At 71.3% G+C, this 13312-nt stretch carries 12 protein-coding genes and 1 riboswitch; of the genes, 10 read left to right on the top strand and 2 right to left on the bottom strand.

Going from position 1 to position 13312, the window contains the following annotated elements:
• The first annotated feature begins 115 nt into the window (after positions 1-115).
• The 7 genes from hpaD to WYM_RS03170 all read left to right on the top strand — a co-directional run bounded on the left by hpaD (position 116) and on the right by WYM_RS03170 (position 5986).
• Positions 116-1282: a 3,4-dihydroxyphenylacetate 2,3-dioxygenase gene (gene hpaD / locus WYM_RS03200; RefSeq protein WP_019179384.1), complete on the top strand. Its 1167-nt coding sequence runs from the start codon at positions 116-118 to the stop codon at positions 1280-1282.
• Positions 1283-1381: 99 nt separating this feature from the next.
• A complete protein-coding gene (locus tag WYM_RS03195) occupies positions 1382-2167 on the top strand; it encodes a 2-keto-4-pentenoate hydratase (protein WP_019179383.1) in 786 nt (261 codons plus the stop codon).
• Positions 2152-2973 (top strand): HpcH/HpaI aldolase family protein, encoded by an 822-nt coding sequence (locus WYM_RS03190; protein WP_019179382.1) that lies wholly within the window; start codon positions 2152-2154, stop codon positions 2971-2973. Before WYM_RS03195 ends, WYM_RS03190 begins: the two co-directional genes overlap by 16 nt.
• 71 nt (positions 2974-3044) lie before the next feature.
• Positions 3045-3842, top strand: coding sequence for a transglutaminase-like domain-containing protein (locus WYM_RS03185; protein ID WP_019179381.1), 798 nt, complete (start codon positions 3045-3047; stop codon positions 3840-3842).
• A 67-nt stretch (positions 3843-3909) separates the two neighbouring features.
• A complete protein-coding gene (locus WYM_RS03180; protein ID WP_019179380.1) occupies positions 3910-4479 on the top strand; it encodes a hypothetical protein in 570 nt (189 codons plus the stop codon).
• 74 nt (positions 4480-4553) lie between these two features.
• The gene (locus WYM_RS03175; RefSeq protein ID WP_019179379.1) at positions 4554-4934 is read left to right on the top strand and encodes a YciI family protein; all 381 of its coding nucleotides are present in this window, start codon (positions 4554-4556) and stop codon (positions 4932-4934) included.
• Entirely contained in the window at positions 4913-5986 is a 1074-nt protein-coding gene (locus WYM_RS03170; protein ID WP_019179378.1) for an RNA polymerase sigma factor, read from the top strand. The genes WYM_RS03175 and WYM_RS03170 overlap by 22 nt, the downstream gene beginning before the upstream one ends.
• A 14-nt stretch (positions 5987-6000) precedes the next feature.
• On the opposite strand, the gene WYM_RS03165 is transcribed toward WYM_RS03170, so the two are convergent.
• Together WYM_RS03165 and glyA are read right to left on the bottom strand one after the other, a co-directional pair.
• Positions 6001-6882 (bottom strand): bifunctional methylenetetrahydrofolate dehydrogenase/methenyltetrahydrofolate cyclohydrolase, encoded by an 882-nt coding sequence (locus WYM_RS03165; RefSeq protein WP_019179377.1) that lies wholly within the window; start codon positions 6880-6882, stop codon positions 6001-6003.
• 131 nt (positions 6883-7013) lie between these two features.
• Positions 7014-8288: a serine hydroxymethyltransferase gene (gene glyA / locus WYM_RS03160; protein ID WP_019179376.1), complete on the bottom strand. Its 1275-nt coding sequence runs from the start codon at positions 8286-8288 to the stop codon at positions 7014-7016.
• A gap of 51 nt (positions 8289-8339) precedes the next feature.
• Positions 8340-8424, bottom strand: a riboswitch (ZMP/ZTP riboswitch).
• A gap of 82 nt (positions 8425-8506) precedes the next feature.
• Between glyA and WYM_RS03155 the strand changes: the two genes are divergently transcribed.
• The 3 genes from WYM_RS03155 to WYM_RS20965 all read left to right on the top strand — a co-directional run.
• Positions 8507-10045 (top strand): beta-N-acetylhexosaminidase, encoded by a 1539-nt coding sequence (locus WYM_RS03155; RefSeq protein ID WP_019179375.1) that lies wholly within the window; start codon positions 8507-8509, stop codon positions 10043-10045.
• Entirely contained in the window at positions 10042-11187 is a 1146-nt protein-coding gene (gene nagA, locus WYM_RS03150; RefSeq protein WP_019179374.1) for an N-acetylglucosamine-6-phosphate deacetylase, read from the top strand. The genes WYM_RS03155 and nagA overlap by 4 nt, the downstream gene beginning before the upstream one ends.
• A gap of 251 nt (positions 11188-11438) precedes the next feature.
• The coding region (locus WYM_RS20965) for a sigma-70 family RNA polymerase sigma factor (protein ID WP_019179373.1) at positions 11439-13312 on the top strand (1874 nt) is incomplete at its 3' end.

Genomic DNA, 13312 nt, shown 5'->3' with positions numbered 1-13312 from the left:
CCCACCTCCGCGCGATCCTCGCCCACCCGTCGCACATGGCCGCAGCAGCGTGGCGCACCCGGCCGCATCCGACGGCTCGAGACCGCCGGCCCACGACAGACGACAAGGACACGACATGACCCACCGCGATGACATGACACTCACCTCCTCCGGCTTCTACGTCAGCCAGGAGGCGCCGATCCGGACCGACAACCCCGTCCCGACGCCGACGAGCCCGCCGCCCGACATCCTGCGGTGCGCGTACATGGAACTCGTCGTGACGGACCTCGCGGCATCCCGCGCCTTCTACGTCGACGTCCTCGACCTCGTCGTGACCGAGGAGGACGAGAGCACCGTGTACCTGCGGTCGATGGAGGAGTTCATCCACCACAACCTGGTGCTGCGCCAGGGGCCGGTCGCCGCCGTCGCCGCGTTCTCGTACCGGGTGCGGACTCCCGAAGACCTCGACACGGCGGTCGCGTTCTACGAGGAGCTCGGCTGCGAGGTGCGCCGCAACCCCGACGGCTACACCAAGGGCATCGGCGACTCGGTGCGCGTCGTCGACCCGCTCGGGTTCCCGTACGAGTTCTTCCACGATGTCGAGCACGTCGAGCGGCTGGCGTGGCGGTACGACCTGTACACGCCGGGCGCGCTCGTGCGGCTGGATCACTTCAACCAGGTCACCCCCGATGTGCCTCGCGCGGTGAACTTCATGCAGAGCCTGGGCTTCCGCGTGACCGAAGACATCCAGGACGAGCAGGGCACCGTGTACGCGGCGTGGATGCGGCGCAAGCCCACCGTGCACGACACCGCGATGACCGGCGGCGACGGGCCGCGCATGCACCACGTCGCGTTCTCGACGCACGAGAAGCACAACATCCTCGCGATCTGCGACAAGCTCGGGGCGCTGCGCCGCTCGGACGCGATCGAGCGCGGTCCCGGCCGTCACGGCGTGAGCAACGCGTTCTACCTGTACCTGCGCGACCCGGACGACCACCGCGTCGAGATCTACACCCAGGACTACTACACCGGCGACCCCGACAACCCGGTGGTCACATGGGACGTCCACGACAACCAGCGCCGCGACTGGTGGGGGAACCCGGTGGTCCCCTCCTGGTACACCGAGGCATCCGTCGTCCTCGACCTCGACGGCAAGCCGCAGCAGGTCGTCGCCCGCACCGATGAGTCGGAGATGGCGGTCACCATCGGCGCCGACGGCTTCTCGTACACTCGCCCCGACGACAAGGACGAGCAGCTGCCCAGCTGGAAGCAGGGCGAGTACAAGCTCGGCAACCAGCTCTAGCGTCCGTTCACGGACGAGACACGCCGCGAGTCCAGCGCTCGCCCAGGGCGTGTTCCATCCGTAGACGGTGAAGGCCCGGAGGAAAGAGAGGACAGACGGATGCTGTCACCCGAAGTGATCGCTCAGCTCGCCGACGAGCTCGCCGAGGCAGACCGCACGCATGGCGTGATCCCGAGGATCACCGCCCGCCACCCGGAGGCGACCGTCGAGGACTCGTACGCGATCCAGGGCCGGTGGCGCGATGGAATGCTCGCCTCGGGCCGGCGGCTCGTCGGGCGCAAGATCGGGCTCACGTCGAAGGCCATGCAGCAGGCGACGGGCATCAGCGAGCCCGATTACGGCGTCATGTTCGACGACACGGTGTACTCGTCCGGCGCCGAGATCGCGGTCGATCGCTTCTCGAACGTGCGGATCGAGGTCGAGCTGGCGTTCGTGCTGAAGAGCCCGCTCGAAGGTCCCGACTGCACGCTCGACGATGCCCTCGCCGCGATCGATCACGCGGTTCCGGCGCTCGAAGTGCTGAACTCGCACATCGAGCTCGAGGGCCGCACGATCGTCGACACGATCGCCGACAACGCCGCGTACGGAGCGATGGTGCTCGGCGACGTCCGCAAGCGCCCCGACGAGATCGACCTGCGCTGGGTGCCCGGGGTGCTCTCGCGCAACGGCGAGATCGAAGAGACGGGGGTCGCTGCCGGCGTCCTCGGCCACCCCGCGACCGGCGTCGCATGGCTGGCCAACAAGTTCCACCAGCACGGCGCACGGCTCGAAGCCGGCGAGATCATCCTCGCCGGCTCGTTCACCCGGCCGATGTGGGTGCAGCGCGGCGACGAGGTGCTGTGCGACTACGGACCGATGGGAAAGATCACATGCCGCTTCGTCTGACACCGACCTTCCGCCACGCGCTGGCCGCCCGGGCCCTGAGCCCGGACGAAGGGGCCCTCGCCGGGATGTGGGTCTGCTCCGGATCGCCCCTGGTCGCAGAGATCTGCGCCGGCTCGGGCCTGGACTGGGTGCTCATCGACATGGAGCACTCCCCCTACAGTCTCGAATCCGTGCTGGCCCAGCTGCAGGCCGTCGCGGCATACCCCGTGACTCCCGTCGTGCGCGTGCCGATCGGCGACGTGGTCACCATCAAGCAGGTTCTCGATCTCGGAGCCCAGAACCTGCTCGTGCCGATGGTGTCGACACGGGCGGATGCCGAGGCCGCCGTCGCTGCCGTGCGCTACCCCCCGCGCGGCACCCGTGGCGTCGGCTCCGCGCTCGCGAGGTCGGCCCGCTGGAACCGCGTCGACGACTATCTGTCCGACGCCGAGGAGCACGTGTCGCTGTTCGTCCAGATCGAGACGACTGCGGGGGTCGAAGCGGCGGGCGAGATCGCCGCGGTGGACGGGGTCGACGGCGTGTTCGTCGGGCCGAGCGACCTGGCGGCGTCGATGGGCCTGCTCGGGCAGCAGACGCACCCGGATGTCGTGGCCGCGGCGCTGCGCACCTTCGAGGCGGTGCGCGCGGCGGGCAAGCCGGTCGGCGTGAACGCGTTCGATCCGTCGGCAGCCGACGACTACCTCGCCGCGGGCGCGTCGTTCGTGATCGTGGGTGCCGACACGGCCCTGCTCGCGCGTGGATCGGAGGCCCTCGCCGCCCGATTCGGCGGCGGCCCCGGCGACTCGCGGACGCGCGGGTCGTACTGAGCGGCCGCTCCCCTCGCGCGCAATGGTGTCAAGTGGTCGCCGACGCCCGTGAGGCGTGACACGCTCGACCCATGCAGCGAGATGTCTCCAGCCGGATCGTCCTCGATATCACCGAGCCCGCCGACCTGATCTTCGCGATCGCCGCGGCCGACCAGTACGAGCCGTCGCAGGAGATCTTCACGGCCACGCTCGACGGCACGTCGCTCGACTGGCACGTCGTGTCGGACGCGCACGGCACGCGGCTGCACCGCGTCAGCACGGGAACCGGGCGCCTCATCGCTGAGTACTCGGCGACCGTGACGGGTCAGGCGCAGCCGCTCCCAGCAACGGAGAGCGACCTCCTCGTCTACACGCGGCCGAGCCGCTACGCCGAGTCGGACGCCCTCGGCCCGACCGCGTGGGCGGAGTTCCAAGGCATCAACGACCCCGCGGAGCTTCTGGCATCCGTCTCGTCGTGGGTCGGCACAAGGCTGCAGTACGTCTCGGGGTCGTCGCTGCCCACCGACGGCGCGACACGAACGCTCCTGGCTCGCCAGGGGGTGTGCCGCGACTACGTCCACCTGAGCGTCGCCCTGCTGCGCGGTCTCAACATCCCCGCGCGCATGACATCTGCGTACGCGCCCGGGCTCACGCCGATGGACTTCCACGCCGTCGCCGAGGCCTGGATCGGCGACGCGTGGCGCGTGGTCGACGCGACCACCCTCGCACCGCGCTCGACGCTCGTGCGCATCGCCACGGGTCGAGATGCCGCCGACACCGCGTTCCTCACGGTCGCGTCGGGTCGTGCCGACCTCGTCGAGCTGACCGTGACCGCGACGGCCGACGCCCTTCCCGACGACGACATCACTCAGCTCGTGTCGCTGACCTGACCCGCGGCGCCCGGCTGCGCAGCGCGGTGGGTCTGTGGCCCCCTGCTCGTCGTGGCAAAGTGAGGGCATGAAGAAGTGGGTCGTGCGGTTCGTGTCGCTGCTGGTCTTCAACATCGTCGTGCTGCTTCTCGTCGGCTTCCTCACCCCAGCCAGGGTCGGCTGGGCCGCCCTGTGGGCGGGGATCGTCATGACGGCCCTCGTCATCTGGGTGAAACCGTTCGTGGAGAAGTGGTTCCGGTCGATGGCCGCTCGGTCGGCGAACCGGCGCACGCGGGCGGGCGAGAAGGTCGTCGAGTTCCTGCTCGCGCTCGCGGTGGCTTTCCTCGTCTGGATCGCCACCGTGGTCCTGTCGGGGGTCCACATCGGCGGCGGACTGCTCGGCTCCTTCTGGGGCTACGTCATCCCGCCAGGCATCCTCCTCATCGGCTGGGCCGTCTACGCCGCCGTCGACGACCGGGTCGAGTCGCACGCCGGCGCGCTCTACGACCGGGCGACGCGCGCACGCAACGCCGATGCGGTCTCGTCGAGCTCGACGCCGCCGGTGCCGCAGCGCGACCCATCGGCCGGTCGCGGCGAACGGGGCGACGGGCTCACCGACGAGCAGCGGCGCATGCTCGACGAGCTCGGCAAGGGCTGATCCGGGCCGGGCTGTCGATCGGACGGCAGTCGGATCGTCAGGGAAGTGTCACCTCCTCGACGAAAGGACACATCATGCGATACACGCTTCTGCTTCACTACCCCGAGATGCTCCCGGACGACCTCAGCCCGGAGGCGCTCGCGGAAGGCATGCGCGAGTTCGACGAGTACGCGGCGGCGCTCGACGAGGCGGGCGTGCTCGTCTCTGCCGAGGTGCTGCAGCCTTCGTCGGCCACGACCACGGTGAGCGCGCCCGACGGCACGCTCCGGGTGCAGGACGGGCCGTTCGCAGACACCAGGGAGCAGATCGGCGGCACCTTCGTGATCGAGGTCTCGGATCTCGACGCCGCGATCGGCTGGGCCGGCAAGGCGCCTTCGGTGAGCTGGGGCCACGTCGAGATCCGCCCCACCATGACGCGTTTCCTCGATGGCGCGTGGACGGCCTTCGCGGGCTGATGCCACCTGTCGCGCCGGGCGATGTGCGGGCGGCGGCCGAGTTCGCCGCCCGCACATCGTACGGCCGCATCCTGGCCTTCGTCGCCTCATCGACCGGCGACGTGGCGCTCGCCGAGGACGCCCTCGGCGACGCGTTCGAGCGAGCGCTCGTGACGTGGCCGGATGCCGGCATCCCCGTCAATCCGGAAGGCTGGCTGTTCACCGTGGCCCGCAACCGCCTGCGCGACATCCTGCGCTCGGCCGCGCATCGCACCGGCGTGCCCCTCGACGACGCCCTCGAGGCGACGCTCGCCGAGTCCGACCGGCTCGATGCGGCCGATGTGCTGGAACGGCGCGAAGCCATTCCCGACAAGCGCCTCGAGCTGCTCTTCACGTGCGCGCACCCCGCGATCGACGCAGGCGTCCGCACGCCGCTCATGCTGCAGACGGTGCTGGGCTTCGAGGCCGCCGACATCGCTCGGGCGTTCGGGCTCGCACCGGCCACGATGGCGCAGCGCCTGGTGCGCGCAAAACGCCGCATCCGCGACGCCGGCATCCCGTTCCGCGTGCCGACCCGCGCCGACATGCCCGATCGTCTGCCGGCGGTGCTCGAGGCGATCTACGGCGCGTACGCGATCGGATGGCTGGATCAGGGCGACGAGCCGCGCGAGTCGATCGCCGATGAGGCCCGCTGGCTCGCCGTCCTGCTCGCCTCCCTTCTGGAGGACGAGCCCGAGGCGTGGGGTCTCGCGGCGCTGCTGACCTATGCTCAGTCCCGCGCGCCGGCGCGCGCCGCGCGGCCGTGGCCGCCGCTCGACGAGCAGGACCCGGGGCTGTGGGACCGGGCCCTCATCACCGAGGCCGCCGCGCTCCTGCGCCGCGCCTCGGCGCTCGGCCGTCCGATAGGCAGGTTCCAGCTCGAGGCGGCGATCCAGGCGGTGCACTGCGACCGCGCCCGCACCGGCCGGCTCGACGCCGCGGCGCTGGTCAAGCTGTACCGCGGGCTCGTCGCGATCGCCCCGACCGAGGGCGCGCGTGCGGCCCTCGCCGCGGCCGAGGCGCGTCTGGCCTGAGACCGCCGGGTGCCTCAGCCCGCCTGCCGCTCCGCGGCTTCGACGACGTTCGTCATCAGGAGCGCGACCGTCATCGGCCCGACACCGCCCGGGTTGGGCGAGAGCCAGCCCGCCACCTCGGCGACGTCGGGGTGCACGTCGCCGAAGACCCTGGATGCGCCGGTCTCGGGGTCGTCTTCGCGCGTCACCCCGACATCGAGCACGGCGGCGCCGGGCTTGAGGTCCTCGGCGCGGACGATGTGCTTGACGCCCGCTGCGGCCACGACGACATCGGCCTGGCGCAGGTGATGTGCGAGGTCGGTCGTGCCGGTGTGGGTCAGCGTCACCGTCGCGTTGTACTCGCGACGCGTGAGCAGCAGGCCGATCGAGCGGCCGATCGTGACGCCCCGCCCGACGATGACGACGTGCTTGCCCTTGAGGTCGTAGCCGTTGCGCAGCAGCAGCTCGATGACCCCGCGGGGTGTGCAGGGCAGGGGCGAGGTGATCGGGGTGTTGACGTTCAGCACCAGACGCCCGAGGTTCGTGGGGTGCAGGCCGTCGGCGTCCTTGTCGGGATCGATGCGCTCGAGGATCGCGTCGGTGTCGAGGTGCCCCGGCAGCGGCAGCTGCACGATGTACCCGTGGCAGGCCGGGTCGGCGTTGAGCTCGTCGATCAGCTGCTCGACCTGCTCCTGCGTCGCGTCGGCCGGCAGCTCGCGCTGGATCGAGTTCATCCCGATCGCCTCGGACTGCTTGTGCTTCATGCCCACGTAGAGCTGCGAAGCGGGATCGGCTCCCACCAGCACCGTGGCGATGCCGGGGGTGATGCCGCGTTCGGCGAGCGCCGCGACACGGGCGCGCAGCTCTTCTTTGATCGCGGCCGCAGCCGCCTTCCCATCGAGCTTCTGTGCGGTCATGGGTGCGTCTCCTGTTCACTGCCTCTTCCGCGAGACCTCATCGGAGGCCGGGACAGCGGTGAGTCATCGCCGGCTCGGCGCTCCGTTGCAGTCTCGTCGAAAGGGCGGGGCGGGTGTGGCGGGGTTTCCGCTCAGTGGGTGAGGCCGGGGTAGAGCGGGAACGCGGCGGTCAGCGCCGCGACGCGCTCTCGCAGCGCGGGCACGTCGGCGCCGGGAAGCAGGGCACGGGCGATCACGTCCGCGACCTCGGTGAACTCCGCGTCCCCGAAGCCACGGGTCGCGAGCGCAGGCGTGCCGATGCGAAGACCCGATGTCACCATCGGCGGTCGCGGGTCGTTGGGGACGGCGTTGCGGTTGACGGTGATGTGGATGTCGTGGAGCAGGTCCTCGGCCTGCTTGCCGTCGATCTCGGCGTTGCGCAGGTCGACGAGCACGAGGTGCACGTCCGTGCCGCCCGAGCGGACCGCGATGCCGGCATCCTTCACATCCTGCTGCGACAGGCGCTCCGCGATGATGCGGGCGCCGCTCAGGACGCGCTCCTGGCGCTCGGCGAACTTGGGTGTCGCGGCGAGCTTGAACGCGGTGGCCTTCGCGGCGATCACGTGCATCAGGGGCCCGCCCTGCTGGCCCGGGAAGACCGCCGTGTTGATCTTCTTCGCGAGGTCGGCGTCGTTGGTCAGGATGAAGCCCGAACGCGGGCCGCCGATCGTCTTGTGCACGGTGGACGACACGACGTGCGCGTGCGGCACCGGGTTCGGGTGCAGGCCCGCCGCCACCAGGCCGGCGAAGTGCGCCATGTCGACCCAGAGGTAGGCGCCGACCTCGTCGGCGATCTCACGGAAGCGCGCGAAGTCCAGCTGCCGGGGATACGCCGACCATCCGGCGATGATGACCTTGGGCTGGTGCTCGCGGGCCAGGCGCGCGACCTCGTCCATGTCGACCGTGGAGGTCTCGGGGTCAACGCCGTACGCGACGATGTTGTAGAGGCGACCCGAGAAGTTGATCTTCATGCCGTGGGTGAGGTGGCCGCCCTGGTCGAGCGACAGCCCGAGCAGCGTGTCGCCCGGCCGCGCGATGGCGTGCAGCACCGCGGCGTTGGCCGTGGCGCCCGAGTGCGGCTGGACGTTGGCGAACTCGGCCCCGAAGAGGGACTTCGCGCGCTGGATCGCCAGCTCCTCTGCGACGTCGACCTCTTCACAGCCGCCGTAGTAGCGCCGGCCGGGGTAGCCCTCGGCGTACTTGTTCGTCAGCACGGAGCCCTGCGACTGCAGGATCGAGACCGGCACGAAGTTCTCGGAGGCGATCATCTCGAGGTAGCCGCGCTGACGCTCGAGCTCGCGCTCCAGGACCTGAGCGATCTCGGGATCAACCTCGGAGAGCGGGGCGTTGAAGAACTGATCGGTCATGACGATCTCCTGACTAACGGCTTTCGGGTGCGGCACGGGGGTGCCGGGATTCACATCGGCCCAGGCGTGCGGTCGAATGCCGTTGTCGGTCGCTCCCCGGTGGTGGCCCACCTCAACGCCAGTCGCGACCGTCCGAGCATAACGGATAAGCTGGCCTCGCCGCTTTTGTTAGGACGCTTTACATGTGTCGTCGCCGGAGGCGACGGAATGGAGTCACCGTGTCGCTGCCCGTCGTCCCCGCACCCGCCTCGATCGAGCCCTCGGCCGGTTCGTTCCCGCTGGTTCCGGCGACGGCGATCGACGGCGATCCGGATGCCGCGGTCGCGCTGCGCCGTGTGATCGAGGCCCGCACCGGGCTGATGCTCGACGCCGGCCCCGAGGCAGCGCGCCGAGTCATCCTGGGGGTCGAGGCGCGCGCCGATCGCGGAGCACCGGAGTCGTACCGGCTCGTCGTCGACGCGGAGACCGTGACCGTCACCGGCGCCGACGCAGCCGGGCTGTTCTACGGCGTTCAGACGCTCGGACAGCTGATCGCGCGCGACGGCGACGGGTGGATGATTCCCGCGGTCACGGCGCAGGACGCGCCGCGCTTCGCCTACCGCGGCGTGATGCTCGACGTCGCGCGGCACTTCCACCCCGTGCCGACCGTCAAGGGATACATCGACCGAGCCGCCTCGTTGAAGTTCAACGTGCTGCATCTCCATCTGAGCGACGACCAGGGCTGGCGCATCGAGCTGCACTCGCGCCCGCGGCTCACCGAGGTGGCGAGCGCGACGGCCGTCGGCGCAGACCCGGGAGGCTTCTACACGAAGGCCGACTATCGCGAGATCGTCGAGTACGCGGCATCCCGCCACATGATCGTGGTCCCCGAGCTCGACATGCCCGGTCACACGCACGCCGTCGGTCTCGCCTATCCGGAGCTGGCCGAGGAGCCGGTGCTGAGCGACAGCATCCGCCAGGTCGCCCACGAGTACGGCGGCGGGCTGCCCACGGCGGGGACGGCCTACGAGGGGATGGCGGTGGGCTTCTCGTCGCTGAAGATCCACGACGAGGCCACGTACGACTTCGTGGCCGATGTGTTCGGCGAGCTCGCCGGAATGACGCCGGGTCCGTACCTGCACCTGGGGGGCGACGAGGCCCTCGGCACGGCGCCGGAGGACTTCGCGCTGTTCGTCGCGCGGGCCACCGCGATCATCTCCGACCTCGGCAAGATCCCGATCGCCTGGCACGAGGCCGGCGCCGCCGACGGCATCGCCGACTCCACGGTCGGCCAGTACTGGGGGTACGTCGCTCCGACGGACGGCGCGGACGACCGCGCGCGCGCCTTCGTCGCCCACGGCGGGCAGGTGATCCTCTCCCCTGCCGATGCGATCTACCTCGACATGAAGTATCCCCTCGACCCGAGCACTCCGGCGGGGCGGCAGCTCGGGCTGACGTGGGCGAACGGCCCCACCAGCGTCGAGCGCGCGTACGCATGGGAGCCCTCCGACGTGGTCGCCGGCATCGACGAGGACGACGTCCTCGGTGTCGAGGCGCCGCTGTGGACCGAGACCATCCGCACCCCCGACGACATCGACACGATGGCCTTTCCCCGCATCGCTGCGGCTGCCGAGGCGGCCTGGTCCCCGGCGACCGGAACGAGCGACCTGCGAACATGGGAGTCGTTCCGCGCGCGGGTCGCGAGCCTCGGACCGCTGTGGACCCGGCTCGGCATCGGCTTCCATCGCTCTGACGAGATCCCGTGGGTCACCGAATGAGCACTCTGGTCCATTCCGTCCGCATCCTCGGTTCGTCCGCGGTCCACCCGGCTGCCGACTCCGCGGAGGGGTGGGCGCTGTTCGACGGCGGTCGCATCACCGCGCTCGGGAGCGGACGCGGCCGGCCGCAGGCGCGCGACATCATCGACGGCGAGGGCGGATGCCTCGTGCCCGGCTTCGTCGACATCCACGGGCACGGCGGCGGCGGCGCCGCCTACGACGACGGACCGGACGCGATCCGGATCGCGCGGGCGCTGCATCGCGAGCACGGAACCACACGGGCGGTGATCTCCCTGGTGACCGCGTCCATCGACGTCCTCGCCGCCCGCGCCGCGATGGTCGCCGACCTCGCGGAGGTCGACGGCACGATCCTCGGTTCGCATCTCGAGGGCCCCTTCCTAGATCCGGGCCACAAGGGCGCGCACAACGAGGCGCTCCTGCGGACGCCGGACGCGGCATCCGTCGACCGTCTCATCGAGGCGGGACGCGGGACGATCCGCCAGGTGACGCTCGCACCCGAGCTGCCGGGCGCCGAGGAGGCGATCCGCCGGTTCACGGGTACGGGGGTCACCGTCGCGGTGGGTCACACCGATGCGGACGCCGCCACGGCTCGGCGCGCGTTCGACGCCGGCGCGACGATGCTCACCCACGCCTTCAACGCGATGCCCGGCATCCACCACCGGGCGCCCGGTCCGGTCGTCGCCGCGCTGCGCGACGACCGCGTGACGCTCGAGGTGATCGCCGACGGGGTGCACGTCGACATCGACCTGATCGCCACTATGTTCGCCGCCGCCGGGAATCGCATCGCACTGGTCACCGACGCGATGGCGGCCGCCGGATCCCACCTGGACGGCCGTTACGAACTGGGCAGCCTGGGCGTGATCGTCACCGACGGCGTCGCCCGCCTCGAGATCGGAGACTCCATCGCCGGCTCGACGCTCACGCAGGATGCGGCTCTGCGGCGCGTGGTGGACGCCGGAGTGCCCCTGGCTGCCGCGGTGGCGGCCGTGACCTCCGTACCCGCGCGTGCCATCGGGCGGCCCGACCTCGGCAGGCTCGACCTCGGCGGCGTCGCCGATGCCGTGCTGCTCGATCCGCTGCTGCGCGTCCGATCGGTGTGGATCGAGGGCGTCACCGCCTGAACCTCCACACCGGGCGAACCGGGCGAAGGGTGAAGGCGGGGCCGGAGGTCCCTCCCCCGAGTTCCCTCCGAGCCCCGCCTGGTCCGCGGCGATGCCGCGGCGGCTCCGCCGCCATGCCCCACGCACGAGCGGTGCCACTCTGAACTGAGAGACACCGGGTACAGCGGTCTATTACGCGAGATCGCAGGAAAGGTCACGGAGCCCGGGGGCCCGCCCGCTCCCCTTGGCCAAACCGGACAACCGGAGCGAGAATGAAGCGACGTGTCGGCCGGCTGGCCGCACGGGATGCGGTGATCATCGAGCCGCATCCGGCACCGCCTGAGGGAGAGATGGACCACGAAGAAGTGCGCGAGGCCGACGCCGTCGAACTCGCCGACGCCGATCTCATCCTGCGAACGCGCTCCGGCGACGCCGCCGCGTTCGGCGAGCTCTGGCGGCGCCACTACCGGGCCGGGGTCACCGTGGCGCGCAACATCACGTCGAGCTTCGACGCCGACGACCTGGTGCAGGAGGCGTACACGCGCATATACCAGTCGATCGTCACCGGACGCGGCCCCACCGGATCGTTCCGCGCGTATCTGTTCACGAGCATCCGCAACACCGCGGCCACGTGGGGACGGGCGCGCCGCGAGACCGCCTACGAGGAGCTGGAAGAGCTCGAGGACCCGGCGACACGGGAGGACGCGACCGACGCCGCGCTCGACAGGAGCCTGACCTATCAGGCCTTCCGCAGCCTTCCGGCGCGCTGGCAGGAGGTGCTCTGGTACTCCGAGATCGAGGGGATGAAGCCTGCCGAGATCGCGCCGCTGCTCGCCATGAGGCCGACGGCGGTGGCCCAGCTGACCTTCCGCGCCCGCGAAGGGCTTCGAGAGGCATGGGTTCAGGCGCATCTGCGGTCGGTCGCCGACGGTTCCGAGTGCCAGTGGACGATCGAGCGTCTGGCGGCGTTCGCCCGGCACAACCTGGGTCGCCGCGACGGCGGCAAGGTCGAACGGCACCTCGCGACGTGCGCGCGATGCGGGATCGTCGCCAGTGAGGCTCGCGAGGTATCGAACCGCCTCGCCCTCGTGCTCCTGCCGCTGGCCATCGGCGCCACCGGCACCGCCGGCTACCTCGCGGCCCTGCACGGCGCGAGCGCCCCTGCCGTCGCGGTCGCGGCGATGCCGTCCTGCGTGATGGCGGCAGTCTCAGGGGGAACCGTGGGCACAGCCGGGACGGTCAGCGCAGCGGGAACGGTCGGCTTCCTCGGTGCGAGCTCGGCCGGAGGGGCCGGAGCCGGCATGGCGGCCGGCACGTCGACGTCGGCAGCGGTGGCGGGAGCCACCGCCGGCACGCTCGGCGCCGGTGCCGGCGCCGTCGCCGCGTCCACGCTGGCCGTGACCGCCGCGGCGGGGTCGGCGACGGCGACCGTCAGCGCCGTCGGACTCGCCGCTGCGGGACTGGTGGTGGCCGGCACCGTGGTCGCGGCAGCCGTCGTCCTCCCAGACATCGGATCCACGCCGGCGAGCGTCGATGACTCGCCGAAATCGGAATCGGTGCCCTCGCATTCCGGCCGGGAAGCAGGGGCCGTGGCCGGCGACCTGCCGGTCTTGAACACGCGGTCCGGACCCGGGCCTGCCGACCTCCCCACGCTCCCCTACGAGGCTCTCGCTGAACCCGGCGGCGGCCAGGCCGGCGGCGAGAGCGGGCGCGGGGCAGCCGATCCGGGCACGACCGGCGCATCGGGCAACGGCATCAGCGGGGGCAGCAGCGGCGCGAACGGTCTCGGTGCTGGGAACCTCCGCGGTCCCGACGGGAGCAGAGCGACCGCCACCGGCGCGGCGGGCGGGGCAGCCCGACCGGATTCCGCCGGCTCCGGGACCGTAACGACCGGCAACGGGCCTGGCACCACCCCTGCCGGCGTGGGCAACGGCAACGGGCCGGGCGCGAACGCCGGCGTCGGCAACGGCAGCGGCGGCGGGGCGAACCCCAGCAACGGCAGCGGAGGCGGAGCGAACCCCGGCAACGGAAGCGGCGCCGGCAACGGCAACGGCAACGGCGCTAACCCCGTCGTCGGCAACGGCAACGGAAGCGGCGCCGGGAACGGAAGCGGAGCCGGCAACAGCAACGGCAACGGCGCAACCCC

The organism is Microbacterium yannicii PS01 (genome assembly GCF_000304335.1).
Classification (GTDB): domain Bacteria; phylum Actinomycetota; class Actinomycetes; order Actinomycetales; family Microbacteriaceae; genus Microbacterium; species Microbacterium yannicii_A.
The sequence above is the reverse complement of the archived record's forward strand: the minus strand, read 5'-3'. Positions and strand labels throughout refer to the sequence as shown.

Excerpts from the sequence above, each read along its gene's own strand:
- WYM_RS03195 (WP_019179383.1), top strand. The coding sequence starts at position 1,382 with ATGCTGTCACCCGAAGTGATCGCTCAGCTCGCCGACGAGCTCGCCGAG.
- nagA (WP_019179374.1), top strand. The coding sequence starts at position 10,042 with ATGAGCACTCTGGTCCATTCCGTCCGCATCCTCGGTTCGTCCGCGGTC.
- hpaD (WP_019179384.1), top strand. The coding sequence starts at position 116 with ATGACCCACCGCGATGACATGACACTCACCTCCTCCGGCTTCTACGTC.
- WYM_RS03180 (WP_019179380.1), top strand. The coding sequence starts at position 3,910 with ATGAAGAAGTGGGTCGTGCGGTTCGTGTCGCTGCTGGTCTTCAACATC.
- WYM_RS03190 (WP_019179382.1), top strand. The coding sequence starts at position 2,152 with ATGCCGCTTCGTCTGACACCGACCTTCCGCCACGCGCTGGCCGCCCGG.
- glyA (WP_019179376.1), bottom strand. The coding sequence starts at position 8,288 with ATGACCGATCAGTTCTTCAACGCCCCGCTCTCCGAGGTTGATCCCGAG.
- WYM_RS03165 (WP_019179377.1), bottom strand. The coding sequence starts at position 6,882 with ATGACCGCACAGAAGCTCGATGGGAAGGCGGCTGCGGCCGCGATCAAA.
- WYM_RS03175 (WP_019179379.1), top strand. The coding sequence starts at position 4,554 with ATGCGATACACGCTTCTGCTTCACTACCCCGAGATGCTCCCGGACGAC.
- WYM_RS03185 (WP_019179381.1), top strand. The coding sequence starts at position 3,045 with ATGCAGCGAGATGTCTCCAGCCGGATCGTCCTCGATATCACCGAGCCC.